The following is a 26,354-nucleotide window of genomic DNA, read 5'->3' on the forward strand; positions in this document are numbered from 1 at the left end:
TACTAAAAACATAGGTCTCTGCTAAGTCGTAAGACGATGTATAGGGACTGACGCCTGCCCGGTGCTGGAAGGTTAAGAGGTGGGGTTAGACTTCGGTCGAAGCTCTAAATCGAAGCCCCAGTAAACGGCGGCCGTAACTATAACGGTCCTAAGGTAGCGAAATTCCTTGTCGGGTAAGTTCCGACCTGCACGAATGGCGTAACGATCTCCCCGCTGTCTCAACCAGAGACTCAGTGAAATTGAATTCCCGGTGAAAATGCCGGGTACCCGCGGAAGGACGGAAAGACCCTGTGCACCTTTACTGCAGCTTGACATTGGTATTTGATTAATAATGTGTAGGATAGGTGGGAGACTTTGAAGCGTGCTCGCCAGAGTGCGTGGAGTCAACCTTGAAATACCACCCTTTATTACTTAGGTATCTAATTCATAACCGTTATCCGGTGTGGAGACAGTGTCTGGTGGGTAGTTTGACTGGGGCGGTCGCCTCCTAAAAAGTAACGGAGGCTTGCAAAGGTTCCCTCAGGCTGATTGGAAACCAGCCGTTGAGTGCAAAGGCATAAGGGAGCTTGACTGTGAGAGAGACATCTCGAGCAGGAACGAAAGTTGGTCTTAGTGATCCGGTGGTTCCGAATGGAAGGGCCATCGCTCATAGGATAAAAGGTACGCCGGGGATAACAGGCTGATCGCGTCCAAGAGTTCACATCGACGACGCGGTTTGGCACCTCGATGTCGGCTCATCACATCCTGGGGCTGAAGCAGGTCCCAAGGGTACGGCTGTTCGCCGTTTAAAGTGGTACGCGAGCTGGGTTTAAAACGTCGTGAGACAGTTTGGTCCCTATCCTCCGTGGGCGTAGGAGAATTGAAGAGGGTCTGCCCCTAGTACGAGAGGACCGGGGTGGACGAACCTATGGTGTTCCTGTTGTCACGCCAGTGGCACTGCAGGGTAGCTAAGTTCGGAACGGATAACCGCTGAAAGCATCTAAGCGGGAAGCCAGCCTCAAGATAAGTTCTCCCTGGACATTAGTCCCTAAAGATCCCTGGAAGACCACCAGGTTGATAGGCTGGAGGTGTAAGCAACGTGAGTTGTTCAGCTGACCAGTACTAATAGATCGTGCGGCTTATTTAACAATTACAGGAATTCTCTCTTCCCCTATTTACTAATATATTCCGAACTCCGGTTCGCCAAAATTTTCTTGGTGGCCAAGGAGGAGGGGGTACACCCGGTCCCATTCCGAACCCGGTAGTTAAGCCCTCCATCGCCGATGATACTGCATGGTAGCGTGTGGGAAAGTAGGTCGCCGCCAAGGAATATTTCAAAAAAGCCCTCAGTCATTCACTGAGGGCTTTTTTGCGTTGTGGCCACCGGCGCCCGGAGAATCCGCCCGGCGGACAAACGGGCCTCTCGCCGTCGCCCCTCAACGCGATTAGGCCGGTCTGGGAGTCGCCGGGGAGAGGTTTGCCTCCCTGGACGTTGTTGGAGAACGTGCTTGACGGGCCGTGGTGGAACCCGCAATCTGGGACGGCATCCATCACCCAAGGAGAATACCATGTTCACGCGCGCAATAACCCGCCGTCCCGGCCCCGAGATGGTCGACGGCATCACTTCCCAGAACCTGGGCAAGCCGGACTTCGATCTGGCTCTGAAGCAGCATGCCGTCTACTGCCGGACCCTGGCCGACCTCGGTCTGGACGTGACCGTGCTGGATGCGGTCCCGGGCTTCCCGGACTGCTGTTTCGTGGAGGACACCGCCGTGGTCTGCCCCGAGGTGGCCGTGCTCACCCCCCTGGGCGCCCCCTCGCGCCAGGGCGAGCAACTGACCATCGAACCGGAATTGGCCAAGCACAAGCCTGTGGTCCGGATCGTCCCGCCCGCGCTCATCGAAGGCGGTGACGTGCTGCTGGTGGAAAAGACCTTCTACGTGGGGTTGTCCGATCGGACCAATGCGCAGGGGGCCGCGGCCCTGGCCGATGCGGTCAGGCCCCACGGCTACGACACCGTGACCATCGCCTGCTGCCCGAGCCTGCATTTCAAGACCGACGTCAATTTCATCGGCAACGACACCATCCTGGTCTCGCCCTGCTGTGACTCCCTGCCTGAGCTTTCCCGCTTCCGGCGCGTGGTGGTCGAGGACGACGAGGCATATGCCCGCAACTGCCTGTACATCAACGGCACGGTCATCGTGCCCGACGGGTTCCCCAAGACCCTGGCTCAGGTTCAAGCTACCGGCGCCAAGACCACGGTGGTCGACGTGTCCGAGTTCCGCAAGCTGGACGGCGGACTGACCTGCCTGTCGTTGCGCTTCTAGGCCCCTGCGGTTTTTCGTTCCGCGTTACAAGGCCCCCGGCTCGTTCGAGCCGGGGGCCTTTCTATTCATCCCGCCCGCAGAGGGGAGGGAGGGAAGCGGCCGGTCGGGGAGGAGAGGTGAATCCCCGACCGGCCCCGGATGGGGTCTAGTACTGGCTGACCGGCTTGGGCAGGGTGAAGAACCACAGTTTGGGACGGGTCCCGGTGTTGGTCAGCTCGATGTGGGTGTTCACCGGCTTGCCCTTGTATTGGACCTGGCCGGAAGGGTCCACGGTATAGGCGGCGGCTTTGGTCACGGGCTTGCCGTCCGCATCGTTGACCGGGTCCACCACCTTGAAGGTGAAGCCGAAGTCGTTGTCCGAGGTCACGGCGATGGTGCGCATGTCGGGCAGCAGGGCAACGCCCTCGGCCTTGCCGGGCTTCCAGCCATAGTCCTTGAGATCGAGGAGCTTGGTCTTTTTGACGTATTTCACGCCGCGGGCCTCGACCTCGCCGCGGTCGGCCAGGGTCTCGAGTTCTTTTCCTTCCTTGGTTTTGACGCCGGTGATGTCCGAAGCGCCGGAGATGTCGATGAGGTAGACCGGGATGCGGGTCTTGCCGTCCGCGTTCTTGCCCCGCTCGATAATCAGGAATTGGGTTTCGGACACGGCGTGCAGGTCGCCGATCTTGGCGTCGGCGGATCTCTTATAGTTGTCTCGGTCATGCGGGTAGGCAAACTGCTCGACCTTGCCGGTGGCCGGGTCCAGGAGGAGCAGACGGCAGAAGGTGGCCTTGGATTTCTTGACGTTGCCATCCACGTCGCAGATGGACTGGATGGCGGCCAGGACCTTGTTGGCCGGGGTCACGGCGATGCCTTCCAGGCCCCGGTTGGGCTGGCGGGAGGCGGCGATCATGGGCAGTCCCTTGCCGGGCACGTACTTCTTGACAATCTTGCCGGTGTAGCCGTCGATCTTGGCGATGAACGGGCCGTACTCGTCGCAGATCCACAGGTAACGCTTGTCCTTCTTGTCGATGGCGATGCCCTCGGTGTCCAGGCCCTCGGGGTCGAAAGGCAGCCTTTTCAGCGAGTCGTTCAGGGGAATCTCGCCGGTGGCGCCCACGGATCCCAGGGGGATGGCCCGGCCCGATACCGGGCGCATGTGCGCGTCCTTCACAGTGATCAGGCTGGCCAGGACGGCGTGGCCGTCCTTGACCCGGACCGCGCCGAAGGAGGGGTGGAAATCAGGAGCCGGAAACATTTTGGTGGGCGTGGTCTTGCCTGCTTCGACCCACTTGGGGGCGTCGGCGTTGGGGCCGCGGTCGGTGATGGCGTAGAACACGCGCGCACCGTCGGCGGCCCGGCCCACGTAGGTCATGCCCGAGCCCACGCCGAGGGTGAATCCGTCCGGGAAACCTGCGGCGTACTGCCCCGTGTAGGGGACCATGAATTCCTTGGGGATCTCTATGTCGTATTTTTCCACGGTAACGTCTGCGGCCCAGGTATTCTGGACGGCGGACAAGAGCAGCAAAGCGGTCAGGATGAGATAGCGCAGCATGAAGTGCCTCCTAAAATATTTCCAGATTATATAAGGGAATGGCGCGAAACAGTTGTTTCGGCAGGGTGGCGTTTGTGTAACGGATGGCGGCCGCCCCGACAGGGGAAGAGGCGGAGGGAGCGGCGGTAAAAAAGAAGGGAGGGGCCGATGTTCGGCCCCTCCCTTATTGTGTTTACGGGGTTCCGTCGCTTACTGGAACAGCTTCCTGAGCGGGCTCAGGGGGTTGTCCGTGGACTTGGAATCGCCGCCGGTACCGGTTGAATCGGACGGCTTGGAGCCGCCGAGGAGCCCTTTCTTGAGGGTCTCTTCCAGGCCCTTGGCGCCCTGCTTGAAGGTGCCCTTGAACAGGGCCTCGCCCATGGCCTTGAGGTCCAGGGAGATGGACGGGTCGTCCAGGCTGCCCTTGACGTTGACGGGCAGGGGCAACCCCTTGAGGTCTTGGATGGACTTGCCGTCCTGGCCCTCCAGGGTGCCGACCACGGTGACCGTGGCGGTGTAGTCCGTGGTGTTCTTCGGCAGGTCGGCCCAGCCCTGGCCGTTGACGCGCAACAGCGGGGACTTCATGAGCAGGTCCTTGTTGACGATGTGCCCGTTGGTCAGGGTGGCGGAGCCGAGCAGTTCGGCGAAGTCGGTCTTGGCCGGTTCGTCGCCGGACACGGGTTGCCCCTTGAGGCGGCTCCAACCGTCGCGGAGCATCTTGGCCACGTTCACGCCGTTGACGGCCCCGTTGGTGAAGGCGAAGGAGGCGGTGCCCGAGACGGACTTCTTGATGTTGTCCGGGGTCAGCCCGGCTCCGTTAAGGTCGTACTGGGCGTTGGCGGTGCCGGTCAGGTGCTCCTTGCCGGTCAGGTCCTTGAGCAGCGGCCCGGCCTGGACGTTTTTGAGCCGGCCTTTTTCGGTCCAGGCGGCCACGGCCTTGTTCGCGTCCAGGGTACCCCGGGCGGTGTAGGCGCCGCCGTAGAGGTTGAGCGACACCGGGTCGGCGGTGACCAGGCCGTTCTTGGCGGTCACATCGGCCAGGATATCGGTGATGGTCAGATTCATGAGCTTGAGCTTGCCCACGGTCAGCCGGGCCTTGAGGTCCAGGGGCCTGAGCGCGCTCAGGTCGGGCTCCTGGGCCGGGGCCGCCTGGGGGGAGCTGGCGGCGGGCCGGGCCGGGGCGGCCTTGGATTCGGACTTGGGCGGCAGGTAGCGGTCCGCGTCGATGTCGTCCACGTTGACGTTGACGGTCACGGCGGGCTTCTTGAAGTTTTTGACCGCGCCCTCGGCGGTGATCAGGGTCTGGTCGAGCTTGAGGTTCAGGGACTCCAGGGTGGCCTCGGTGTCCGAGCCGTTGACCTTGAGGTCGGCGGTCAGGTTCTCAAGGACTTTGGGGTCGCTGGTTTCGGGCGGGGTCATGCCCAACTGCTTCATGAGCTCGCGAACCGAGGCCTGGGCCAGCTTGATTTCGGCCGAGAACGAGGTGTCGTCGTTTTTGCTCTTGGCGAAGAGCAGCCCGGAGAACTCAAGGTTGAGCACGGAGAGCTTCATGTCGTCGACTTCGATGCTCCCCGCCTCCTGGTCGAACCGGGCGAAGCCGGTCAGGACCGGGCGGGTGTCGACCTCGGGTTTGTCGAGTTTGAGGTGGAACTTGAGTTCGAAGGGGAAGCGGACCTTGTCGCCGACCTCGCCGATGACCAGGCTCAGGTCGTTGACCGAGGTCTTGGTCCCGGCCTGCATGTCGTCATAGACGATGTTGGCGTTCGATATCTCCACGCCCTGTACGGACAGGGACTTGGGCTGGCCGGACTTGGCGGCGGGCGCCTCCGATCCGGTGGCCGTCTCGGCCGCAGCGGAGCCGGAGTCGCCGCCCTTGGCCAGATCGTCCCAGTTGGTCACGCCCTGCTTGTTTTTGGCCAGGTTCAAGGTCAGGCCGTCCAGGACCACGGTGCCCACGGCCACGTCGCCCGAGAGCAGGGGCAGCAGCCGGATGGAGGCTTCGGCGCGCCGGATGCGGACCATCTCGGCCGGGGCGAACCCCTGGGCGTTGCCGAGCGCCATGGGGCCGACCTTGAGCCCGAGCCAGGGGAAGAAGTTGAAGGAGATGTCACCCTCGAACTTCAGTTCCCGGCCGGTCTGTTCCTGGACCGCCTTGGATATCTGGGCCTTGTAGTCGTTGGGATTGACGACCAGCACCAGGACGATGCAGGCCGCGATGAACAGGGCTGCCAGGGCCCCGATGATTATCAATCCGATCTTGAGCGTCTTGTTCATGATTCTGCTCCTCGCAGTCCGCTTAAAAGACCTTTTTCAGGAGTTCGCTGGTCACGGCGATATCGCCCGAGCGGACGTCCTTCTCGGTCTTGCCCATGTACAGGAACATGGAGTCCAGGGTTTTGTTCGTCAGATAGTCCACGGGGTTGAAGTCCGTGCCGGTCAGGGCGGAGAGCCTCTGCGCGGCGTCGACGGCCGTGCCCGCTCCGGCCTTTTTCAGAGCGGAGCGGATCAACGGGGCCGCGTTCTCGGCCAGTCCCGGCCGCGCGCTCTCCTCGAAATAGCTGGTCACCGCGTCGCTCTTGCCCGAGAGCAGGCCGGACGGGTTGGCGAACTCCATGGTCTTGATGGTCTTTTGGAACAGCTCGCCGATGGCCGGGACCGCCGCCTCGGCCGCCGAGTTCAGGTTGGCGAGCAGGTCCGGGGCTACGGTCTCGGCAACTTTTCGGTAGCTGTCCGGAAGGGACAGGGAGGTGGCCGCCAGCTTGGAGAAGCCGCCGTCACGGGACAGGGATTCCACGGCGGAATCCGCCCCCATGGAAAGCAGTTCGCGGAAGGCGCTCTCGATCTGGGAGGGGGTCACGGAAAGCCCCGCGGCCTTGGCCCCGGCGTCTCCGGCCGCCTTGAGGGCGTCGCCCCACCCTGTGGCGGATGCGGGCACGGCGGCCCACGACAGGGCCAGCACGAGCAACAGGGGGAGAATGGGGAGAGCGGGATATTTCACGGGCATGGTCGGCTCCTGTCTGCAAAAGGGAATGGGCATTCTCGAAGATTACCACGGGCCGACCGGTCTGCCTAGGGGGCAAGGCGAATTTTGGCGATACCGTATGGATGGGAACAGGACCGCCGACGCGAGCGGCGGCTGCCGGGACCGCGTGCCGTCACGCGCTAACGTTGCATGGCCAGCCCCTTGATCAGGCCGAAGCATCCGGCCAGCATCATGTCGCCGCCCGGAGCGGGGAACTCCACGTCGTACCCATCGAGCATGGCCCGGCGCGGGCCGATGACGAAGGTGGGCGCGAACCCGTCCGCCTCGGCGGGCAGGTCCATGCAGAGGCAGCCGTGGCCCCTTTCGTCGAAGACCTGCTCGAAGGAGAGGCAGCCGCAGCGGAACGCGGCCAGGTCGGCCCACAGCTTCTCGCCGTCCACGCACCCGGTGTGCTGTTCGTACACGCCGTGGATGCGCCCGGCGTAGAGCAGGAAGGCGATGAGATGGGAGTTGCCGATGTTGACCAGGGTGATGCCGCGCTCGAAGCTCAGCCGCTCGATCTCGTCCACGTAGAGCGCGCCGAGCACGGCGGCCGCGCCGGTGTCGGCCACGGGGCCGCCGCCGATGTCCCGCTGCAGGTCCGCAAGGCGGGTGAGCATGGCGGGCGGGGTCCGGTAGACCAGCGCCTCGGGGCGGCCCTCGCCGTCGCCGAGCAGGGCCTGCCAAAGCTTGAAGCGGCCCATGCGGTTGGACTGGCCGGGGTGGAAGCCGTGGTCCTGGGCGCAGGCCGCGATGGAGTCGGGCCAGTCCAGTTCGGCGGCATCCAGAAAGCGGCGCCACCAGGCCTCGTCGAAATCGGTCAGCCGGACCGGGGTGAATCCGTCCGGGCACTCCTCGGTGATATTGATGCTCATGTCCGTCACCCGCGTCAGGTCGTCGGCCATGGTGTAGGCCGCGCCTTCGCTGGCGGCCACCTTGAGACCGGCCTTGAGGTGGCCGTTGACGAACCGGGTCACCCCGCCGCCCATGTTGCTGCCGTGCAACCAGATCGGTTCGCCGCGCAGGCGCAGGGTCTCGATGCGGCGGCCGATCTGGAGGGCCGGGGAGGGGATGACGAACTTGGGACAGTTTTCGATCTCCCTGTCCGGGGAGTAGAGCAGCACGTCCTGGGTGCCGCTGCCGATGTCGAGGCAGAGTGTGGTTGTCACGGGGATTCTCCTTGGATGTCCGGCCTTGGTACACCGAGGGCGGGGCCAAGGCAAGGGAGCGCGCATTCCCGGCCGGGTTGACACCGGCACGCACCGGCGTCATGGTGCGGCATGCCTGTCAGAGTCTTCCTCTACATCCTCCTGGGCCTGACCCTGTTCACCCTGCTGCGCTACGGCATCTTCCTGCTGTCCAACGCCCTGGCCGGGCGGCTCGGGCTCATCCGCGAGGAAGCGGGAGGACTGGGCTCGGCCGTGGCGCGCGGCGTGGTCACGGCCATGGCCGCCGACGTGGTCGCCCTGCCGAGCATCGTCTTTCTGGCCCTGCCGGAGCGGCCCGCCTCGCCCACGGGCACGCCCGTGCTCATGGTCCACGGCCTGTACCACAACCGTACGGCCTGGTTGATCTTTTCCCGCAGGCTGCGGCGGGCTGGATTCGGCAACCTGCACACCTTCGGCTACAACAGCTTCACCAAGGACTTCGACAACGCCCTGGCCGGGCTCAAGGCGCGGCTCGACGCGCTCCTGGCCGACTCCCCGGACGGCAGGATCATCCTCATCGGCCACAGCCTGGGCGGGCTGCTCTGCCGTTGCGCTGCGGGCGATCCCCGGTTCCGCGACCGGGTGGCCGCGCTGGTCACCCTGGGCTCGCCCCACGGCGGCAGCGAGCTGGCCTGGCTGGGCGGCAACCGCATGGCCCGCGGCCTCATCCCCGGCCGGACCATTCCCGAGGCCGTGGCCGAAGCGCCCGACCCGGACTGCCCCAAGCTGGCCGTCTACACCGTGGCCGACGACTACGTTATCCCGCTGGACCTGTTGCGTACCGGCCGCCCCGGATGGGACGAGCGCGTTTGCGCCCCCATGGGCCACGTCTGGATGCTCTACTCGCCCGAGGTGGCCGACATGGTCACCGGCTTCCTGTGCCCGTTACCGCGCGTGGAGCGTGGTGGGGAGCCGGTCTCGGGTTCCCGGAAGAAAACCGGCTGACAATTTTTGCCTTCGGAAACAAAAAAGGGGCCTCGCGAGAGACCCCTTTTTTGTCGTATCATTGTTGATGCTAGCCGGTGACTTCGAGAATCTTGGCCTTGAGGTCGTCCGGCTTGAACGGCTTGGTGATGAAGGCGGACACGCCGGTCTTGGAGGCCAGGCCCTGCTGGGAGGCCTCGGACTCGGTGGTGACCATGATGATGGGCACGTCCTCCATGCCGGGGGTGGAGCGGATCTTGCCGACCAGCTCCATGCCGTCCATGATCGGCATGTTCATGTCCGTGATGATGACCTCGAACGTCTCGCCCTGTTCGATGAACTCGTAGGCCTCCTCGCCGTTGGCGGCCACGAACGGCTCGAACCCGAGGTCCGTGAGGATGGCCCGGTGCATGGCGCACATGGAGCGGGAGTCGTCCGCGGCCAGGGCCTTGCGCGTGCCGGTGACCAGGGCCGGCAGCCGGTCCAGGTCCTGTTCCGCGCGGATGCCGCCGATCTCGGCCAGCACATCCCGGAACTCCTCCACGATCTCCGGGTCGCGGGACTCGGCCAGGGCGTCCACGAGGATGTCCCCCGCGCCCTGGTTCTCGTACAGGTGGTCGAAAATGGTGGTGGCCCTGGAATTGATGACCGCCTTGGCCAGCCGGAAGGACTGCTCGTCGGCCATGGAAATGAGATTGATCAGGGAGGAGATCATGCCCGGATTGACGTGCTGTTCCAGCCCGCCGATGACGGCCATGAGGATCAGTTCGTCGGTCTCGGACAGTCCGTCCACCAAGCAGATGATGCCCTTCATGGTGCCGATGCGGCCCAGGGCCTCGTACACGGCGTAGCGGACGTTGGGATCATCGGCCTGGCCCTTGTCGAAGGCGGCGACCAGCCCGTCCGCGCCCGCCTTGTCGCGCAGAAAGCCGAGCACGTTGGCGGCCAGAATCTTGGTGTCCGTGTCCCCGGACACGAAGGCGTCCAGGAGCATGGGGATGCAGAACGAGCCCACGTTGATCAGCGCGTCGGTGATGATCCGGCGGACCGTGGGGTTCTTGTGGTGCAGGGTCTTGACCAGGAAGGCGATGGTGTCCTCGGTGGCGTTGCGGGCCAGGGCGTCCACGGCCTTCCAGGTGGTGATGTCGCAGACCTCGAAGCGGTCGTCCGCCTCGCTCTCGATGATGATCTTTTTGAACTCCTCGATGGACTGGGGGTCGGCGAGCTTGCCCAGAGCCTCGATGCAGGAGGACTGTATGAACGGGTCCTCGTGGTCCAGGAATCGCCGGAACACGGGTACGGCGGCCTCGTCGCCGATGCGGGCCAGCGAGGTCAGGATTTCCATCAGGCGGTCGAGGTCTTCCTCGGCCAGGGCCAGATCCACCAGCGGCTGCACCGCGCCCTTGAGGCCGTACTCCCCGGCCACGCGGATGCACAAAATATTGAACCCCTCATGCGAATCCTTGAGGCCCTCGATGACCTTGTCTTCGTTGCTCGACAGAACGGCGTTCAGGGCGTTGACCACCATGTAGTCGATGGAGGTGTCGCCGACCGGGTCCTTGAGCAGGTCCACAAGGCCGGGTAGGGCCTCGGAGTCCTTGCTCCCGGAAATCTCATTCAGGATCGTGATCTGATCCAGGAATTCCTTATCTCTGAAGTTCTCTAGTGGTGACATGGCGTCTCCGCGTGTTGATGGGGAAGGCCGCAGCCTACTCGAAGCAGAACTCGATGGTGAAATCCCCGTCTTTGGTCTTGAAGGGGATGGCCATGATCGGGGCCTTTGCCATGTGGGAGATGGTGTGGTTGTCTCCCATGACCACGGTGGGCGTGGAACCTTGGAACACGAGCCCGCGTTCCGCCAGGCCCGCGCGCGCCTGGCCGGAAATCATGTTCGTCAATTCGCCAACGGCGTCCTTGACGTCCTGCATGATGTCGTCGATCTCGTCGCCGAGCATGTTTCTGACGATGGCCACGGCGCATCCCTTGGAAAAAGAAAGGGAAACGCTGCCGTTCTTTTCGCCGGTAATGCCGACCATGCCGGACACGTCGCCGGCGGCGACGTTGTTTCGCTTCACGTAGGGTTTGCCCACCTCGGGTTTGATGAATGCCATGGTGGACAAGACATCTATGGCGGCTTTGATGAAGGGCTTGGCCAGTTCGACGTCCATGCTCTATCTCCTTAAAAAATGAGGGTCTTGGTATCAGCCTTCAAGTCCACTCCAATTATTGGCAATAAATGGAGAACACCTGTATATATCCATTTGAGACGCGCGCGATGGCATAGCCCCGCATTGCAAGTACCTACCCGAGGATGAGTTAAGGGGTCAAGGTGTGTATAATATTAATAATACACCCTTGAGATTTTTTTTTGCCCCGGTGCGGAGGAAGCGTCCGGGGGCCGGCCCGTAGCGATGCGCGCGGCCCTTGACATGGTTTACGTCCGTTCATACTTAGAGGTCAAATACAACAGGAAGCGTGAACTGTGAGCAGCTATAAAATTCACCCGATCGTCATGGGAACCAAGGTCTTCGACAAGGGCATGATGACCTATCAGCACGATTACGGCACCCCGTACACCATCCCCATCTACACATGGTACATCGAGGGCGGCGACAAGAACATCCTGGTGGACACCGGCGAGATGCAGCCGATCATTTCCGAGGACCGCGAAAAGGCCATCGGCGGCAAGATATATACCTTTGAGGAAGGGCTGGCCAAGTACGGCCTCAAGCCCGAGGATATCGACATCATCATCCACACCCACCTGCACAACGACCACTGCGAGAACGACTACAAGTGTCCGAACGCGACCATCTACGTGCACGAGAAGGAGATGGAGTCGGTCTACAACCCGCATCCGCTCGACTTCCGCTACCTGGAGGACTACGTGGACGACGCCAAGGAGAACGGCCAGATCGTGACCGTGGACAAGGACACCGAAGTCCTGCCCGGCATCACCATGATCCACACCCCGGCCCACACCCCCGGCGGCATGTCCGTGAAGATCGAGACCGACAAGGGCTCGGTGCTCATATGCGGCTTCTGCACCATCCTCGAAAACCTGGACCCGCCCAAGGAAGTCCGGGCCATGGAGATGGAGGTCATCCCGCCGGGCACCAACACCGGCCCGTACGAGGCCTACGACATCCTGCTCAAGGCCCGCGACATGGCCGACTACGTTCTGCCGCTCCACGAGCCCAAATGGGCGTCCATGGAGACCATTCCCGAATAGTCCAGACGGGGGATTTCCCTTTCGGAAGTCCCCCGTTTTCCTTGCCATAACATCGCATCGGGGCGTACCGTCCCGTCCATGTCCCCCGTCATTCTCGCCATCCTGCCCATCTTCGGGCTGATCCTTATCGGCTTCGTCCTGTACCGCCTCGACTTTCCCGGCGTGGGATTCTGGCCCGTGTCCGAGCGGCTGACCTACTACGTGCTCTTCCCGGCCATGCTCGTCAGCGGGTTGTCCGGTCGGCAGTTCGACGCCTCGTCCCTGGGGCTCTCCCTGACCCTGATCGGCGCGGTCTGCCTGCTGGGCGCGTTCCTGGTCTTCACCCGGACCATGTTCCACCTGGACGGGCCGGTCTTCACCTCGGTCTTTCAGGGCGCCATCCGGCCCAATACCTATGTGGGGCTGTCCGCTGCGGCCGGGCTGCTCGGCCCGGACTGGATGGCCCTGTCCGCCGTGGCCCTGCTGACCCTCATCCCCCTGGTCAACGTGCTCTGCGTCCTGGTCCTCTCGCGGCACGGACGGCACGGCGGCGGCCTGGGCCGGGTGGGGCTCGAACTGGTCAAGAACCCGCTCATCCTGGCCTGCGTGGTCGGCATGGTCCTCAGCGTGTTCAAACTTCCGCTGCCCGGCGTGCTCTTCGACCTGCTGACTATCCTCGGCAAGGCCGCGCTGCCGCTCGGCCTGCTTGCCGTGGGCGCGGGCCTGCGCTTCCACGGCATCGGTGCGTCCACCCTGCCCGTGGCCCTGGCCTCCCTGGCCCACCTCGTGGCCCTGCCGCTCGCCGCCTACGGTTGCGCCCGTCTGCTCGGCGTGGACGGCCCGGCCGTGACCACCGCGCTCATCTACACCGCCATCCCCGTCTCGGTCTCCGCTTTTATCCTCGCCCGTCAAATGGGCGGCGACCACGAGGTCATGGCCCTGATCATCACCGCCCAAACCGTCCTCTCCGCCCTGACCATGCCGCTTATCCTCGCCCTGCTGGGTTAGGAAGACGCCTCCGGCGCGGCCCCCCAACCCGCTTTCGCCCTTGGAAATTTTTGGTTGCCGTTTCGCGGGGCAGGGGGCTTGATTGGGATGATCGCGCATTTGAATGCGGCAGCATCCAAACGGCGTCAAAACACTGTATCCCTCCTTCAATCCATGCCCCCCCGAAGCGAAACGGGTGCGCAGCACCCGACAACCGCTCTTATTTCTTCAGCCGCCAAGCCGTCCTCGGAAGCCGCTTGCCATAAAGTTGGAATTGAGTAAGTATGCCGCAGATTTCCTGTTCACGGTTTAAAGGAGTGTGCAATGGCTAAAGATTTCAGAGAATATCTCGTCGAGGGCTATCGGTCCGACGATTTCGGCCGCGTGTTCAAGGAACTGGCCGTGGGTTTCAAGCTGTTCGTCTCGTTCCAGGCCAGCCTGGTCCACAGCTGCACCCCGGAGGAGACCCTGGACGACATCTATGGATACACCCACTGGGAGGTCTCCCTGCGGTCCACCACGCCGCCCATCGACACCCCCGGCATCGGGCCGTGGATGTATCTCCGCGACAAGGAATGGGCCGAGCCCTTTGACCGCCCAGAGTTCCAGCGGGCCATGGTCGGCGAGTTCATCCCCACCGAGCATTGCCAGCAGGTCCTTGAGGATTGCATCGCCTACGCCATCGAAAAGGGCCACATCGAGTCCGAAGCCGACATCCGCACCGTGGAGCCGGACGAGGAGGTCAAGAAGACCATGGGCTGCGGCGGCTGCAGCGGCAAGAAGAAGCCCGCCAAACCCGCCGCGAAGCCCGCGCCCGCCGAATAGGCGCGCTCCCGCAACGCACGCAACAAGGCCCGCCTGGTATCAGGCGGGCCTTGTTATTATTGGCAAGCGGTTAGCCGTGCACGGCCAAGACCGCCTCGACCTCGATCTTGAGGCCGTCGGCGAACGGCCCGGCCACCCGGACCAGGGAACTGGCGGACGGCGCGGACATACGGACCCAGCGGAATCGGCGGGCGGAAAGGATCAGCCGAAGAAGCAGGTCAGGACGACCACGTAGACCAGGGAGGGGAGCAGGTTGGCCAGGCGGATCTCGGTCAGTTCCAGGAGGTTGATGCCGATGCCCACGATGAGCAGCCCGCCGCAGCCGGTGATTTGGGCGATCATCAGGTCCGAAAAGTACTGTTGGAAGAACGAGGCGCCCACGGTGATGGAGCCCTGGTACAGGAAGACCGGGATGAACGAGAAGATGACCCCGGTGCCGTAGGTGGCGGCAAAGGCGATGGCCGCGAACCCGTCCAGGATGGACTTGGTGTAGATGATCGTGGCGTCGCCGTGGATGCCTTCCTCAAGGGAGCCGACGATGGCCATGGCCCCGATGCAGAAGAGCAGGGAGGTGGTCACCAGCCCGTCCGTGAAGGTGGCGTTCTTGGAGCGCACCAGCTTCTTGAAGCGGTTGCCCAGCCGGTCCAGCAGGGTGTCCAGCCTGAGCCATTCGCCGGTGATGCCGCCGAGCAGGACCGCGAAGATGACGATCAGGATGTTCTCCACCTTGAGCGCCATCTGGATGCCGATGAGCAGCACGCACAAGCCCAGCCCCTGGAACACGATGGTTCGGATGCGCTCCGGGAAACGGGATTGCAGAAAACAGCCGATCAGCGAACCGCCGATGATGGCGCAGGCATTGACTATGGAACCGATGGGCAGCATGGGGGTTTCCTTGATCAGACGTGGATATATCGTCCAGCGGTGCTACCACCAAGCGTAGGGCCTGACAAGCTGAATGGCGCTTCGCCGCTTCGGAAAAGCGCCTAGCGGAAGAGGGAGAAAACCGAGGCACCCAGGACGTTGAGCATGCCGACGAGGACCATCAGCAGCCCGGCGACGGCCCCTTCTTCGGTTCCGAGTTCATTGGCCTTGGCCGTGCCCGCGCCATGGGCCGCCACGCCGAGCATGGCGCCGCGGGCCAGGGCTGAGCGCAGGGGCAGCCGGTCGGCCAGAAATCCGCCCACGATGGAGCCGAGGACCCCGGTGACGATGACGAAGACGGCCGTTAGGTCGGCCGTGCCGCCGATATCCCTCGACACGTCCACCGCGAACGGGGTGCTGATGGAGCGGGGCAACAGGCTGAGGCGCAGGGCCCCGTTAATGCCGAGGACCGTGGCGAGGCCCCAGCTGGTCAGAAAGGCGGTGGCCGATCCGGCCAGCATGCCGATGGACAGGACGGCCCAGTAACGCCGGATCAAACGGCGCTGCTCGTAGATGGGCACGGCGAAGGCGACCGTAACCGGTCCGAGCATGGTCAGCAGCCAGCCAGCCGCGTCGTGGTAGCGGCTGTAGGACTCGCCCAGGAGCCAGACCAGCACGATCAGCAGCGCCGGGGCCAGGGCCAGCGGCATCTGCCACCAGCGGTGCCAGCGCCTGTAGGCGAACTTGGCCGTCAGGTAGAGGCCGATGGTCAGCAGGGACCAGACCGCGGCCTGGACCAGGGGATAGTTCCAGCACTCAGTCACGGCCGTCACGGCGAGCCTCCATGCGGAAAAAGAGATCGACGGTCAGCGCGGTCACGTTCATGACCGCGACGGTGCCCAGGAAGATGACCGCCAGCAGCTTCAGGCCGAGCAGCCCGAAAAATTCCGGATGGGCGGTGACGGCCGGCACGGCCGGGATGAAGAAGAGCAGCATCTCGCCCAGGTACCAGTCGGACCCGCGGCGCAAGCTGCGCAGGCTGATCTTTCCGCTGGACAGCAGCAAAAAGACGATCAGCAGGCCGACGATGCCCGAGGGCACCGGGGCGTGGGTCGCCCGGACGAATCCGTCGCTGGCCAGCCAGACGAGAAAGAGCAGCCCGACCTGGGCCAGGCTGCTGTTGTGGAATTTCCGCCGCAAGGGAACGGCGATGGCTCTTGTTGTCATGGTGAATACCTCGTGCCGGAAAGGTAGGTCGCGCCCCTTGATGAAGCAAATGACTTGTACAACTCGGAACTATTCCATATTGGAATAGAAATGGAGTTCAGAAAAATACAGATGTTTGTGGAGGTGGTCCGGCAGCAGGGTTTTTCCCGGGCCGCCAAGGTCATGTTCAGCACGCAATCGACCATCAGCAAGGCCGTGCGCCAGTTGGAGAACGAACTGGACGCGCCGTTGCTGGACCGGAACGCGCGGGGCATCGTCATGACCCCTTCGGGTGAGGTGGTCTACCGCCGGGGCCTACGCCTGTTGGCCGAGCAGGGGGACATGGAGCGCGAGCTTGAGGAATTGCAGGGGCTGGCCAAGGGCTCGCTGGTGCTGGGCCTGCCGCCTATCGGGGCATCCACCCTGTTCGCCCCGGTCTTTGCGGAATACCGCAAGCGGTTTCCGGGCATCGACATCAGGCTGGTCGAACACGGCAGCGCCGAATTGGAAGAGCAGCTTCTTGCCGGGCAGGTTGAATTGGCCGCGTCGCTGTTGCCCGTGGCCGAGGATTTCGAATGGCTGCCGATCCGGTGCGAGCCGTTGGTGGCGTTGCTTTCGTGGGATTATCCCCAGGCGGCGCGGGGCTCCATTCGCCTTGAGGACCTGCGCGAGGTGCCGTTCATCCTGTTCGAGGACGGTTTTGCCCTGAACCGGATTATCCTGGAGGCCTGCCGCCGAAGCGGGTTCGAGCCCGCCGTCATCACCAAGAGCAGCCAGATCGACTTCATCTGCAAGCTGGCCGGGGCCGGGCTGGGAGCGGCTTTCCTGCCCCGCGTGGTCGCCGAGCAGCGGACCTCCGGCGAGGTCGGGCTTGTTGAAGTGGAGGACCCGCATACGGCCTGGGACATGGCCGTCATCTGGCGGCGTGGGGCGTATCGCTCCCGGGCGGCCCAGGCCTGGCTCGACGTGGTGCGCGATCTGTACGGGGGGCCGGCGGCGGGCTGATCCCCCGCGCGGCAAAAGAAAAGGACCGGCCGTACGACCGGTCCTCTGTTGAGCGGACGTGGAGCCTAGTACTGGATGTAGGCCACGTGGGATTGCAGGTATTCGTACAGGCCGTGCTTGCCGTCTGCGCCGCCGATGCCGGACTTGCGCCAGCCCGCGTGGAAGCCCTGGATGGCTTCGAAGTGTTCGCGGTTGACGTAGGTCTCGCCGAACTTGAGCTCGTTGATGGCGCGCATCATCTTGCTCATGCCGGAGGTGAAGATGGACGAGGTCAGGCCGTATTCGCAGTCGTTGGAGTACTCGATGGCCTGGTCGAAGTCGTCGACCTTGACCACAGGCAGGACCGGTCCGAAGATTTCCTTGCGGATGATCTCCATGTCCTGGGTGCATTCCGCCAGCAGAGTGGGCTCGTAGAAGTAGCCCGAGGGCTGCCCTTCGGCGCGCTTACCGCCGACCAGGACCTCGACGCCGTCGGCCTTGGCCGTGGAGACCATGTCCTCGATCTTGCCGAGCTGGGCGGCGTTGATCTGGCAGGACATGTCGGGCGGAGTCTTGGCAAAGGGGTCGCCGTAGGTCACTTCGCTCATGGCCTTGGTCATGCGCTCCATGAACTCGTCGTAGACCGGAGCCTCGACGTAGACGCGCTCGGCGCAGTTGCAGACCTGGCCCGAGAAGATGACGCGCGAGGCGACCACGGCCTTGACGGTCAGGTCCATGTCGCAGTCGGCGCAGACGATGACCGGGGCCTTGCCGCCCAGTTCGAGCGAGGTCTTGGTGATGTTCTCGGCCGTAGCGGCGATGATCCGCTGGCCGGTTTCCACGCTGCCGGTCAGGGTGATCAGGCCGACCTCGGGGCTGCGCACCAGGGCGTCGCCCAAGGTGGAGCCGCCGCCGGACACGAAGTTGAGCACGCCTTTGGGCAGGCCGATGCCGGCGATGAGCTTGGCGAACTCGAAAGTGGTGTTCGGGGTATCGCTGCTCGGTTTGAGAATGATGGTGCAGCCGGTCAGGATGGACGGGGCGACCTTGCGGGCCATGACGAAGAACGGGAAGTTCCAGGGGCAGATACCGACCACCACGCCGATGGGCTGGCGGTACAGGAGGATGTTTTCAGTGGGCCGGTCGCTCTGGATGACCTCACCTTCGTACTTGTTGGACCACCCGGCGTAGTAGTCGAAATAGGCGGCGGTGGCGTCGATCTCCACCTGGGCCAGCGGCAGGACCTTGGCCTGTTCCTCGGCCAGGGTCTCGGCGAGCATCACGCGGTTGGCGCGAATGGCCTCGGCCATCTTGGTCAGGTACACGGCACGCTCGGAGCAGGGCTTGGCGGCCCAGGCCTTCTGAGCGGCGGAAGCGGCTTCGAGGGCCAGGGCCGCGTCTTTCGCATCCCCCTTGGGGGCCATGGCCACGACCTTTTCGGTGAAGGGATTGATGACCTCGAACTGCTCCTTGGAAACCGCGTCACGAAATTCGCCGTTGATGTACTGCTGATATGATTTCATTCAGAAACCTCCTGAATAACAAGTGGGTTAACGTGCCGGGCTGAGGGGAGAACCTCACCGCCAGGAAGCGGTACGGCTTGGGACACGTAGGAATGGTTCATAGATTGACAGAAGTGACGGCTTGAAACAACCCCTCCAGCGGAGAAATGTGTCAATTCCGGCATAGTGGATTGTTTTCGCCGGAGCGGGCCGGGGCTGCCGGAAGAGCCGCCGCCCGGCGGTTCGGGCCGGTCTCCATCGGACTTTTGGACGGCCTCTTCTTCGACCCATCTGGAACAGGCGAGCATCTGGTCCTCGGCCAACACGGCGGCCAGTTTCTTGTCGATCTTCCATTTCAGGTCATCCATAAGAGCCTGAAGTTCCCCGCGCTTCCAACTGCCGCCGGGTCGGGCCCGGTCCATGACCGTCTGCCCGCGCTCGAACCGTTCCTCGATGATCGGCTTGACCGCGGCGGCCTGCTCGTCGCTCAGGCCGAGTTTGGCCCGCATATGGGCCACGCGGCGTTCGGCCGGGATCGGCTCGGCCTGCCCGACGTCTCCGGTCCGCTCCCGTCTCCGCCCGTCCCGCCCTTGCCTAGGCCGAGCGCAGTCCCACCCCCCGGCGCATCCCGGAATCCATCGCACGTAATTCCCCTGGCCAACGGCCGCAACCCGCCATCCCGCACCACCCCGGCCGTCCCGGACAAGACCATTGACAGACCAGCCGCCCCTGCCCTATGAGATAACCTCTCCCACGCCAGGGTGGCGGAATTGGTAGACGCAGCGGACTCAAAATCCGCCGGTAGCGATACTGTGAGGGTTCGAGTCCCTCCCCTGGTACCAAGACAGAATCCGACCCAATCCGAGGTCGTCCAAAAAGCCCCCGAAATACGGGGGCTTTCTTCGTTTTATGTGTCTCGGCTAGTCTCAGGTAGTCCGTTGACATCCAGCGGACGGTGTGAGTAATGATGTGCGTAACTGGTGTTCTTATACTCCAAGTTACTCACGGAGGTACCCCATGCCGTTGACCGTAAAAACCATCGAAAAAGCCAAGTCCAAGGATAAGCTCTACCGTATCGCAGATGCCCAGGGGCTGTGCCTTGAGGTGCCGCCTAACGGTTCGAAACGGTGGAGGTTTCGCTACCGTTTCGGCGGTAAGGCCAAAATGGTCAGTCTTGGGGTTTGGCCGGATGTAAAGCTGCCTGAAGCCCGCGATAAACGAGATGACATGCGCCGTTTGCTCAAAAGGGGCGTTGACCCGGCCGAGCATAAGAAATCCCAGCAAGCCATTGCAGAGGGTAAGGATCGTTTTGAGGCGGTGGCCAGGGAATGGTTTGATAAGTTCCATAAGAATTGGGCTGAACAAACCGGAGTGCGCAAAATGGCTCGGCTTGAAGGGCACGTCTTCCCTTTGATCGGGGATATCTCCATTGAAAAGGTGGACGCTCCCCAAATTCGGCGGGTCCTGCTTCGGCTGGAGAGTCTCGGCAAGCTGCATACTGGCCATAGGGTCAAGAATATCATTGGCGAGGTCATGCGCTACGCCGTGGCCATGGGGCTGGTTACTCACAATCCCGTCCCTGATCTTGCTGGCGTCCTCCCTCCTGTAAAAGAAGAGCATCGGGCTAGTATCACCGACCCGGAGGGCATGAAAGGCCTTCTGTGCGCAATTGATGAGTACCAGGGGAGTCCGGTTACGCGGAATGCCATGAAATTGGCAGCCCTCACTTTCGTGCGTCCAGGTGAATTGCGGCATGGCGAGTGGTCAGAGATTGATTTTGAGAAGAAGGAGTGGCGCATAGCGGCCGGGAAAATGAAGATGAAGCGGCAGCACATCGTCCCTCTTTCGAGGCAGTCCATAGCCGTCTTGAAGGATATGGAGTTGGTTACTGGCCATGGCCGATATATATTCCCTTCCGAGCGCTCCAGGGATCGGGCGATGAGCAACAACACCGTCAATGCCGCCCTTCGCCGTATGGGCTACACCAAAGAAGAAATGACCGGCCACGGCTTCCGAGCCATGGCCAGCACCAACCTCAATGAAATGGGGTTCCACCCTGACCAGATTGAACGGCAACTTGCCCACGTAGAAGGCAACAAGGTGAGGGCCGCATATAACCATGCTGAGTACCTGCCCGAGAGGAAGAAGATGATGCAGGTTTGGGCGGACTATTTGGATACGTTAAGGGATGGAGGGAAGGTGATACCGCTAAAGCGTGAGTCCAATGGTGGTTAGGGGGAAGGATGAAGCTTGAAGATGATTTCAAAAAGGATTTGCGTTTTACACTTGGAAAGTGCTTAGACCAGGCCCCTGTGATTGATTTTATCGCCCTAGAATATTGGATAAATCTTTCGTTCGATGAAGATGCACGAAGGGGATTGTTGGAGGCGGTAGTTGGCTATGAGAATGATTGTATTGAGGCAGAATTAATTCCCTCTGTTGAAGTCAACCGTTCGTTGAAAGCCATTATTAAAGCATGCGAGACTCTTGAACCCTTGCTGGATTTTGGAGAGTTTGGCCCCTCTGCCCGTTTCTCGGATAAATTGGTTGAATATGCTGTTTGGTATCATACTGACCCGAAATTTATCCGATTGGATAGGAATTGCCGTCAAAATAGGCGGGGTGAGTTGATGGTTTCAGATAGACATGTGGCCGCTTTCCTCAAACTGTGGAGAAAGAAAGCTCTCAGCAGTCTGGGGCACAAGAACAAAGGGGGAAAGCCTGCCAATATTCCTTTACGGAATTTCATTAAAGCACTCCATGCAATCTACAAAAAGGCTGGCGGCAAAGGGATTGGAAGCTCAAGGGATGCGACCTCAGAGTATACGGGGGATTTTTTGCTTTTGGTCGATGTTTTATTAGAGAATTCAAGTAGGCCGGTTCCCTTTCGCATTCTTGGCAGATACATTGAAGAAAACTCGGGTTTATTAGGCTTAAATAAATAGTTTTCCGTGGGTGACTGATATTGTCACAAGCCCCTATCGTCCCTTCAAGAACAATGAGGCCCATTTTGGGCTCAGCAAATCTTGGAGGTTATTTATGCATCCCACCTTGCCCGATGAGGGCTATGTTCGAATCCACAAAATCTTGGAAGTTATCCCTATCGGCAAATCCAGCTGGTGGGCAGGCGTAAAGGCTGGGAAGTTCCCCCAGCCGGTGAAGCTCGGCCCAAAGACTACAGCCTGGAAAGTCGAAGACATCCGAAAGCTGATTGAAAACCTGTCCCGCAACATCGAGGGGTAATCCATGTCTCGCGGTTGGGTCGCGGTTCATAGGAAAATCGTTGATTGGGAATGGTACCAGGATGCGAACACGTTCCGCCTATTCATGCATTTGCTTTTCAAGGCCAATTATTCATTTGGGAAATGGCGGGGAGAGTCGTTGTCCCCTGGACAATTGGTTACAGGTCGAGAGCAGCTGGCTAGCGACCTACGAATCTCAGAGCAATCAATACGAACTGCGTTGGGACATTTGAAATCAACCGGCGTGATAACCATCAAATCAACCAACAAGTATTCGATAATATCCATCGTGAATTGGGATAGTTATCAGCCTTCAGCGGCCAGTTTTAACCAACAAGCTATCCAGCCGGTTGGCCAGCAATTGGCCAACAATCAACCATCAACTAACCACATCCAACAAAGCAAGAAGGGAAAGAAGGGAAGAAGAAAGAATGAGGAGGGCGAAACGCCCTCGGATGGTTGTAAGTCTTCTGACCTGATTGCTGAGCAGGCGAGGGCTGTTCTTGAGCACCTTAATAAGGTCACAGGGAAACGGTTTAAGGTAACCGGTCTTATTCCCGCCCGCCTCAGGGCCGGGGCTGCCGTGGAAGAGTGCATGCAAGTGATTGATTACAAGGCCAAGGACGAGGGCTTTGATCGCAAGTATTTGGATCACACGACACCCTTTCGAGAGGCAAATTTCGACAAATATTTGAATCAAGCCTTGGCGGATCAACGGCCTAACAAACAAGGGAGATCAAATGAAGATGACGATGCAAGAGGCTGGAGTCCAGAGCCAGAAAATAAGTGGGCAAGAGGAGTCGGCTCGCCTCATCCCAGCTGAGTGCCTTTTGCATGGAACCTTTCTAGGGCATCAGTCTCAGGACGGCCGGATAGAATGTCCAAAATGTGCAGCCAATAAAGCAAAGCGTGATGCCCTGGAAACAGGTATTCCATTTAGATTTATTGCAAAGAGCTGGAATGATTTTGTGACAAGTCGTGCTGAGCACGAAACGGCCTTGAATACAGCGAAAGGATACGCTGAGAATTTCGATGAGGCTTTGCAGGAAGGGGCTGGATTGGTGTTTCTAGGCAAGGTGGGGACAGGGAAAACCCACTTGGCCTGTGCAATCGCAAATCACATTCGAGCCAATGGGAGAAAGGTCTTGTACTCAACTGTTCGTCATGCCGTAGGCTCGATTAAGAACACCTGGAGCCGTGATAGTCATGTTAGCGAAGCGGAGGTTCTTGGCAAGTTCTTTGCGCCTGATTTGCTTATTCTGGATGAGGTCGGGGTACAGTTTGGCTCTGAAGCAGATCGGATTGTTTTGTATGATATTATTGATGGAAGATACGGCCGAGTTCGGCCCACTATCATTGCTTCCAATCTCTCACTTGATGGTCTTCAAAGGGCAATTGGCCTCAGAAGTATGGATCGCATGCGTGAAAAGGGGCAGCTTATTTTGTTCAATTGGAAAAGCCATCGCCAGTGATTTGCATTGCCCTTGTATAGAGGCAAATTCGATCACCATTATGGGAAGATAGGACGTGTCCTCTAGGCGTAAAACGAATGGGGGCGGAAATGTAAAGAAACGAGGTAACTTTACGTTTGGAGCATTCGAGGCAACTCAAGGGCGTCAATGGGACATTTGAGGCAACTATAAGACCGTGAAGGGAGGAAGAAGGATGAAAAGGCCGTTGAAAGATCGCTATTCTTGTAAATGCGCTGAATGCGCCCAATCGTGGGAATGTTCACCATCCGCGTACATGCAGCTCGGCATCAATCGCGGCTTTACCTCTTGCCCCTTATGCGGGGCGTTGTTGTCACTGGAGTTGTCGGGTGACTGTGACCTTATGCTGAGCCGGGCATGGACAAGCAGGTACTCCGAAGAATCAGAACGCATGCTTGAACGAATGGGGGCACTTCGAGATTAGGTGCAGTGAGGTTTGGTCCTCATCCGTTCAGGAGGTGGGGAGGGGGGTGTAAATCACTGGAGCCTGAGCGAATAGGTACCGATAGGGCAGTTTGCTTTACGCAAAATTGAAATGGGGTGGGGGGGGTAAAAGATCATTTTGTGGAAAATCCACCAGCAAGATATCATTAGAAAAAGGGCGGGAATAATGGTGGAAAATCCGACTGGAAAAAGCTGATAAAAAAAGGATAAAATTCCCATTTTTTGTGTTAAAATGAATGATAAAAGTGGTCTGTTTAATTCAATTGTCTGTAACCCTGCGTTTTTTCGGATGGAGAATAGCTGCCACAGCTAACATGTCGATTCTCTTTTGAAGCGGAATAGTCTGACTCTGGGAGAGTCTTTCGTCATCTTCGCAGCTACTTCTGTTGGAGCCAAAGACGTTGTCCTTTGAGTTATGGTTTAGCCTATGGTTCTTAGCCAGGGCTTTCAAGCCCGCGTTGTTCGCTCGTTTATGAAGTTATGATTCTGTCCTCTTACAAGTCGGTTGCTATCGGACAAGGTGTGACTAGCCAATAAAGTGAAATATTTTAGCATGTTGAGTGATGGCATCAGACCGTTGTCAGTGAGCCTTTTTTTGACATAATTCAAGAAATATGGTTTGACCTCAATGGGGTTGGACTCTTTGTCAAATTTGTTTGCCCATGTCAGAGGACCAAAGGTTTTTTTGTTGCTAAGAAAGCTCTCGCCAAGAGTAATCATTAGCTGCTCCAGAGTTTAACTTTCGTTGGCTGGCTGAGGAAGCGTGAGAGAAATAAAGGTTGTTGACCTCTTTTGTGGTTGCGGTGGGATGTCGTTAGGTTTTCAAAACATGGGTTTTGATGTCGTGGCTGCATTTGACCACTGGAAGCCAGCGTTGGACGTTTACAGAGATAATTTTGAACACAATGTTTTTGAATGTGATTTATACGATTCAAGCGCTGAGACGATTGTTCAAGATTTTAACCCAGATTTAATAATTGGTGGCCCTCCCTGCCAAGACTTTTCCAGTGCTGGCCTTAGTAACCATTCCAGTGATCGGGCGTGGTTGATCAATCGGTATGTGGATTGTGTCGAGGCTGCGCAACCTGAATACTTTGTGATGGAAAATGTCCCCAGAGCTCGTTTGCGGCCTGTTTTTAAAGCAGCCGTGAGCAGACTGAGGTCATTGGGCTATGGGCTAAGCTCTCATGTCCTCGATGCTAGCTATTGTGGCGTCCCTCAACATCGTAAACGTCTTTTTCTAGTAGGGGCGGTAGGGGCGGAAGACGGCTTTCTTGAATCGTACGTAGCTGAGCACCTATCCGATACCCCTATGTCCTTACGAGAGTACTTTGGGGGGGCTTTAGACACTGATTATTATTTTCGGGTTCCTACCAATTATGGGCGACGAGGAGTGTTCAGTGTTGACGAACCTTCCCTGACGATCCGAGCAGTCGATCGACCTATTCCTCCTGGCTACACAGGACATCCCGAAGACCCAGTCGCAATCGGGCCTCAAGTACGAACCTTTACGGTCCTAGAGCGAAGCTACATTCAAACCTTTCCTCACTCCTTTAAATTTAAGGGCACGAAGACAAATCTAAATATGATGATTGGGAATGCCGTGCCTGTAAAACTTGCAGAGTTTGTAGCTAACGCTTTGAAACAGTATATTAATGAAAATCATATCGAATATGTCCGTATCAAAACAGCTTCTTAATACAGTAGATCTTTTTTCAGGGTGCGGCGGGCTTTCGCTTGGTTTTCAGAATGCCGGTTTCAACATACTCGCGGCTTATGACAACTGGAGGCTCGCCCTAGATGTTTACCAGCGTAATTTTGACCACAATGCACATGTTTTCGATCTGAGCGATATTCAAGCGTCCGTTGAACACGTTAAAGAATATAATCCAAATGTGATAATCGGTGGCCCACCATGTCAGGACTTCTCTATCGCTGGAAAGAGAATTGAAAAAGATAGAGCTAACTTGACAGTTGCTTTTGCTGAAATCGTAGCAAGCGTATCTCCAGACATTATGGTTATGGAGAATGTGTACAGTATTGAGAGAAGCAAATCTTTAGGAATTGCGAAGAGTGTCTTATCTGATGCTGGCTATGGTCTTACTTCAAGAGTGATAGATGCAAGCCGTACGGGTGTCCCACAAATGAGAAAGCGTTTTTTCTTGGTCGCAGCCAAGGGCTTCAAGGATGATGATTTTGGTGCATATTTAGATCAGGGATTAACTGAAAGGAGGATGACGGTTGCAGAGTACTTTGGTGATGAGATTGAGGTTGAATTTTATTACGCACATCCTAGGAGCTATAAGCGGCGAGCAATATTTAGCGTGCACGAGCCTAGCGCTACAATACGAAGAGTGAACCGCCCCATTCCAGCAAATTACGTTCGGCATCCCGCTGATAAAGCAGATGTAGGAGATTGTGTACGAGTTTTGACAACTGAGGAAAGGAGTAGAATACAAACGTTCCCTAAAGAATTTATTTTTGAGGGCTCGATGTCTCAAAGAGAGCACCTCATTGCCAATGCTGTACCTGTGAAAATGGCACAATATGTGGCTGAAAAAGTTCTTGCACACTGGATAAGCTAACATATACAGATTTTTCAATATATTGATATGTTTTAGGTACG

General features: G+C 59.3%; 24 protein-coding genes, 1 tRNA gene and 2 rRNA genes (1 of these 27 running past the window's edge). 16 read left to right on the plus strand and 11 right to left on the minus strand.

Features of this window, described 5'->3' with window-relative positions:
* The 3 genes from V8V93_RS05215 to V8V93_RS05225 form a co-directional block, all read left to right on the plus strand.
* Positions 1 to 1,126: ribosomal RNA gene (locus V8V93_RS05215) — 23S ribosomal RNA — on the plus strand (it extends 1,814 nt beyond the left edge of the window).
* A 66-nt stretch (positions 1,127 to 1,192) separates the two neighbouring features.
* Positions 1,193 to 1,307: ribosomal RNA gene (rrf, locus tag V8V93_RS05220) — 5S ribosomal RNA — on the plus strand.
* Positions 1,308 to 1,547: 240 nt separating this feature from the next.
* Positions 1,548 to 2,306, plus strand: coding sequence for a dimethylarginine dimethylaminohydrolase family protein (locus tag V8V93_RS05225; RefSeq protein WP_338669302.1), 759 nt, complete (start codon positions 1,548 to 1,550; stop codon positions 2,304 to 2,306).
* A gap of 145 nt (positions 2,307 to 2,451) precedes the next feature.
* Here V8V93_RS05225 and V8V93_RS05230 read toward each other — a convergent pair whose 3' ends face one another.
* The 4 genes from V8V93_RS05230 to V8V93_RS05245 all read right to left on the minus strand — a co-directional run bounded on the left by V8V93_RS05230 (position 2,452) and on the right by V8V93_RS05245 (position 8,010).
* Positions 2,452 to 3,840, minus strand: a complete 1,389-nt coding sequence (locus V8V93_RS05230) for an esterase-like activity of phytase family protein (RefSeq protein ID WP_338669303.1) — start codon at positions 3,838 to 3,840, stop codon at positions 2,452 to 2,454.
* A gap of 189 nt (positions 3,841 to 4,029) precedes the next feature.
* Positions 4,030 to 6,093, minus strand: a complete 2,064-nt coding sequence (locus V8V93_RS05235; RefSeq protein WP_338669304.1) for an AsmA family protein — start codon at positions 6,091 to 6,093, stop codon at positions 4,030 to 4,032.
* A gap of 22 nt (positions 6,094 to 6,115) precedes the next feature.
* A complete protein-coding gene (locus tag V8V93_RS05240; protein WP_338669305.1) occupies positions 6,116 to 6,823 on the minus strand; it encodes a DUF4197 domain-containing protein in 708 nt (235 codons plus the stop codon).
* Positions 6,824 to 6,981: 158 nt separating this feature from the next.
* The gene (locus V8V93_RS05245) at positions 6,982 to 8,010 is read right to left on the minus strand and encodes a DUF1786 domain-containing protein (protein ID WP_338669306.1); all 1,029 of its coding nucleotides are present in this window, start codon (positions 8,008 to 8,010) and stop codon (positions 6,982 to 6,984) included.
* 111 nt (positions 8,011 to 8,121) lie between these two features.
* Here V8V93_RS05245 and V8V93_RS05250 point away from each other — a divergent pair, with 111 nt between their 5' ends.
* Positions 8,122 to 8,994, plus strand: a complete 873-nt coding sequence (locus V8V93_RS05250; protein ID WP_338669307.1) for an alpha/beta fold hydrolase — start codon at positions 8,122 to 8,124, stop codon at positions 8,992 to 8,994.
* Between the two features lie 70 nt (positions 8,995 to 9,064).
* Here the strand turns inward: V8V93_RS05250 and V8V93_RS05255 are convergent, their stop codons facing one another.
* Both V8V93_RS05255 and V8V93_RS05260 read right to left on the minus strand, forming a co-directional pair.
* Positions 9,065 to 10,648 carry a HEAT repeat domain-containing protein gene (locus tag V8V93_RS05255; protein ID WP_338669308.1) on the minus strand — a complete coding sequence of 528 codons (1,584 nt, stop codon included), beginning with the start codon at positions 10,646 to 10,648 and terminating at the stop codon, positions 9,065 to 9,067.
* A 34-nt stretch (positions 10,649 to 10,682) separates the two neighbouring features.
* Positions 10,683 to 11,141: a chemotaxis protein CheX gene (locus V8V93_RS05260; RefSeq protein WP_338669309.1), complete on the minus strand. Its 459-nt coding sequence runs from the start codon at positions 11,139 to 11,141 to the stop codon at positions 10,683 to 10,685.
* 314 nt (positions 11,142 to 11,455) lie between these two features.
* On the opposite strand from V8V93_RS05260, the gene V8V93_RS05265 reads away from it, so the two are divergent.
* The 3 genes from V8V93_RS05265 (at position 11,456) to V8V93_RS05275 (ending at position 13,996) form a co-directional block, all read left to right on the plus strand.
* Entirely contained in the window at positions 11,456 to 12,205 is a 750-nt protein-coding gene (locus V8V93_RS05265) for an N-acyl homoserine lactonase family protein (protein ID WP_338669310.1), read from the plus strand.
* Positions 12,206 to 12,283: 78 nt separating this feature from the next.
* The gene (locus tag V8V93_RS05270; RefSeq protein WP_338669311.1) at positions 12,284 to 13,192 is read left to right on the plus strand and encodes an AEC family transporter; all 909 of its coding nucleotides are present in this window, start codon (positions 12,284 to 12,286) and stop codon (positions 13,190 to 13,192) included.
* A 303-nt stretch (positions 13,193 to 13,495) separates the two neighbouring features.
* Complete coding sequence (locus V8V93_RS05275) at positions 13,496 to 13,996, plus strand: hypothetical protein (RefSeq protein WP_338669312.1); 501 nt, start codon at positions 13,496 to 13,498, stop codon at positions 13,994 to 13,996.
* A 201-nt stretch (positions 13,997 to 14,197) separates the two neighbouring features.
* Here the strand turns inward: V8V93_RS05275 and V8V93_RS05280 are convergent, their stop codons facing one another.
* From V8V93_RS05280 to V8V93_RS05290, 3 genes are all read right to left on the minus strand, one after another.
* Positions 14,198 to 14,881, minus strand: a complete 684-nt coding sequence (locus tag V8V93_RS05280; RefSeq protein WP_338669313.1) for a DUF554 domain-containing protein — start codon at positions 14,879 to 14,881, stop codon at positions 14,198 to 14,200.
* Positions 14,882 to 14,982: 101 nt separating this feature from the next.
* Complete coding sequence (locus tag V8V93_RS05285; protein WP_338669314.1) at positions 14,983 to 15,693, minus strand: LrgB family protein; 711 nt, start codon at positions 15,691 to 15,693, stop codon at positions 14,983 to 14,985.
* Complete coding sequence (locus tag V8V93_RS05290) at positions 15,677 to 16,087, minus strand: CidA/LrgA family protein (protein WP_338669315.1); 411 nt, start codon at positions 16,085 to 16,087, stop codon at positions 15,677 to 15,679. The genes V8V93_RS05285 and V8V93_RS05290 overlap by 17 nt, the downstream gene beginning before the upstream one ends.
* Before the next feature lie 90 nt (positions 16,088 to 16,177).
* Here V8V93_RS05290 and V8V93_RS05295 point away from each other — a divergent pair, with 90 nt between their 5' ends.
* Complete coding sequence (locus V8V93_RS05295) at positions 16,178 to 17,071, plus strand: LysR family transcriptional regulator (protein WP_338669316.1); 894 nt, start codon at positions 16,178 to 16,180, stop codon at positions 17,069 to 17,071.
* A 65-nt stretch (positions 17,072 to 17,136) separates the two neighbouring features.
* Here V8V93_RS05295 and aldA read toward each other — a convergent pair whose 3' ends face one another.
* Positions 17,137 to 18,573 carry an aldehyde dehydrogenase gene (aldA, locus tag V8V93_RS05300; protein WP_338669317.1) on the minus strand — a complete coding sequence of 479 codons (1,437 nt, stop codon included), beginning with the start codon at positions 18,571 to 18,573 and terminating at the stop codon, positions 17,137 to 17,139.
* Positions 18,570 to 19,061 carry a hypothetical protein gene (locus tag V8V93_RS05305; RefSeq protein WP_338669318.1) on the minus strand — a complete coding sequence of 164 codons (492 nt, stop codon included), beginning with the start codon at positions 19,059 to 19,061 and terminating at the stop codon, positions 18,570 to 18,572. Before V8V93_RS05305 ends, aldA begins: the two co-directional genes overlap by 4 nt.
* A 246-nt stretch (positions 19,062 to 19,307) precedes the next feature.
* Between V8V93_RS05305 and V8V93_RS05310 the strand changes: the two genes are divergently transcribed.
* The 8 genes from V8V93_RS05310 (at position 19,308) to V8V93_RS05345 (ending at position 26,313) form a co-directional block, all read left to right on the plus strand.
* Positions 19,308 to 19,394 (plus strand) — tRNA-Leu (locus V8V93_RS05310).
* Positions 19,395 to 19,569: 175 nt separating this feature from the next.
* Positions 19,570 to 20,787 (plus strand): tyrosine-type recombinase/integrase, encoded by a 1,218-nt coding sequence (locus tag V8V93_RS05315; RefSeq protein WP_338669319.1) that lies wholly within the window; start codon positions 19,570 to 19,572, stop codon positions 20,785 to 20,787.
* An 8-nt stretch (positions 20,788 to 20,795) separates the two neighbouring features.
* The gene (locus V8V93_RS05320; RefSeq protein WP_338669320.1) at positions 20,796 to 21,497 is read left to right on the plus strand and encodes a hypothetical protein; all 702 of its coding nucleotides are present in this window, start codon (positions 20,796 to 20,798) and stop codon (positions 21,495 to 21,497) included.
* Between the two features lie 94 nt (positions 21,498 to 21,591).
* Positions 21,592 to 21,795: a helix-turn-helix transcriptional regulator gene (locus V8V93_RS05325; protein ID WP_338669321.1), complete on the plus strand. Its 204-nt coding sequence runs from the start codon at positions 21,592 to 21,594 to the stop codon at positions 21,793 to 21,795.
* 3 nt (positions 21,796 to 21,798) lie between these two features.
* Positions 21,799 to 22,617, plus strand: a complete 819-nt coding sequence (locus tag V8V93_RS05330; protein ID WP_338669322.1) for a conserved phage C-terminal domain-containing protein — start codon at positions 21,799 to 21,801, stop codon at positions 22,615 to 22,617.
* The gene (locus V8V93_RS05335) at positions 22,535 to 23,266 is read left to right on the plus strand and encodes an ATP-binding protein (protein ID WP_338669323.1); all 732 of its coding nucleotides are present in this window, start codon (positions 22,535 to 22,537) and stop codon (positions 23,264 to 23,266) included. The genes V8V93_RS05330 and V8V93_RS05335 overlap by 83 nt, the downstream gene beginning before the upstream one ends.
* Before the next feature lie 1,225 nt (positions 23,267 to 24,491).
* Positions 24,492 to 25,427 carry a DNA cytosine methyltransferase gene (locus V8V93_RS05340; RefSeq protein ID WP_338669324.1) on the plus strand — a complete coding sequence of 312 codons (936 nt, stop codon included), beginning with the start codon at positions 24,492 to 24,494 and terminating at the stop codon, positions 25,425 to 25,427.
* Entirely contained in the window at positions 25,384 to 26,313 is a 930-nt protein-coding gene (locus tag V8V93_RS05345; RefSeq protein ID WP_338669325.1) for a DNA cytosine methyltransferase, read from the plus strand. The genes V8V93_RS05340 and V8V93_RS05345 overlap by 44 nt, the downstream gene beginning before the upstream one ends.
* Positions 26,314 to 26,354: the final 41 nt, after the last annotated feature.

The organism is Pseudodesulfovibrio sp. 5S69 (assembly GCF_037094465.1).
GTDB classification, from domain to species: Bacteria; Desulfobacterota; Desulfovibrionia; order Desulfovibrionales; family Desulfovibrionaceae; genus Pseudodesulfovibrio; species Pseudodesulfovibrio methanolicus.

Excerpts from the sequence above, each read along its gene's own strand:
- V8V93_RS05225 (WP_338669302.1), top strand. The coding sequence starts at position 1,548 with ATGTTCACGCGCGCAATAACCCGCCGTCCCGGCCCCGAGATGGTCGAC.
- V8V93_RS05230 (WP_338669303.1), bottom strand. The coding sequence starts at position 3,840 with ATGCTGCGCTATCTCATCCTGACCGCTTTGCTGCTCTTGTCCGCCGTC.
- V8V93_RS05235 (WP_338669304.1), bottom strand. The coding sequence starts at position 6,093 with ATGAACAAGACGCTCAAGATCGGATTGATAATCATCGGGGCCCTGGCA.
- V8V93_RS05240 (WP_338669305.1), bottom strand. The coding sequence starts at position 6,823 with ATGCCCGTGAAATATCCCGCTCTCCCCATTCTCCCCCTGTTGCTCGTG.
- V8V93_RS05250 (WP_338669307.1), top strand. The coding sequence starts at position 8,122 with ATGCCTGTCAGAGTCTTCCTCTACATCCTCCTGGGCCTGACCCTGTTC.
- V8V93_RS05255 (WP_338669308.1), bottom strand. The coding sequence starts at position 10,648 with ATGTCACCACTAGAGAACTTCAGAGATAAGGAATTCCTGGATCAGATC.
- V8V93_RS05260 (WP_338669309.1), bottom strand. The coding sequence starts at position 11,141 with ATGGACGTCGAACTGGCCAAGCCCTTCATCAAAGCCGCCATAGATGTC.
- V8V93_RS05270 (WP_338669311.1), top strand. The coding sequence starts at position 12,284 with ATGTCCCCCGTCATTCTCGCCATCCTGCCCATCTTCGGGCTGATCCTT.
- V8V93_RS05275 (WP_338669312.1), top strand. The coding sequence starts at position 13,496 with ATGGCTAAAGATTTCAGAGAATATCTCGTCGAGGGCTATCGGTCCGAC.
- V8V93_RS05280 (WP_338669313.1), bottom strand. The coding sequence starts at position 14,881 with ATGCTGCCCATCGGTTCCATAGTCAATGCCTGCGCCATCATCGGCGGT.
- V8V93_RS05290 (WP_338669315.1), bottom strand. The coding sequence starts at position 16,087 with ATGACAACAAGAGCCATCGCCGTTCCCTTGCGGCGGAAATTCCACAAC.
- V8V93_RS05295 (WP_338669316.1), top strand. The coding sequence starts at position 16,178 with ATGGAGTTCAGAAAAATACAGATGTTTGTGGAGGTGGTCCGGCAGCAG.
- aldA (WP_338669317.1), bottom strand. The coding sequence starts at position 18,573 with ATGAAATCATATCAGCAGTACATCAACGGCGAATTTCGTGACGCGGTT.
- V8V93_RS05305 (WP_338669318.1), bottom strand. The coding sequence starts at position 19,061 with ATGCGGGCCAAACTCGGCCTGAGCGACGAGCAGGCCGCCGCGGTCAAG.
- V8V93_RS05315 (WP_338669319.1), top strand. The coding sequence starts at position 19,570 with ATGCCGTTGACCGTAAAAACCATCGAAAAAGCCAAGTCCAAGGATAAG.
- V8V93_RS05320 (WP_338669320.1), top strand. The coding sequence starts at position 20,796 with ATGAAGCTTGAAGATGATTTCAAAAAGGATTTGCGTTTTACACTTGGA.
- V8V93_RS05325 (WP_338669321.1), top strand. The coding sequence starts at position 21,592 with ATGCATCCCACCTTGCCCGATGAGGGCTATGTTCGAATCCACAAAATC.
- V8V93_RS05330 (WP_338669322.1), top strand. The coding sequence starts at position 21,799 with ATGTCTCGCGGTTGGGTCGCGGTTCATAGGAAAATCGTTGATTGGGAA.
- V8V93_RS05335 (WP_338669323.1), top strand. The coding sequence starts at position 22,535 with ATGAAGATGACGATGCAAGAGGCTGGAGTCCAGAGCCAGAAAATAAGT.
- V8V93_RS05345 (WP_338669325.1), top strand. The coding sequence starts at position 25,384 with ATGAAAATCATATCGAATATGTCCGTATCAAAACAGCTTCTTAATACA.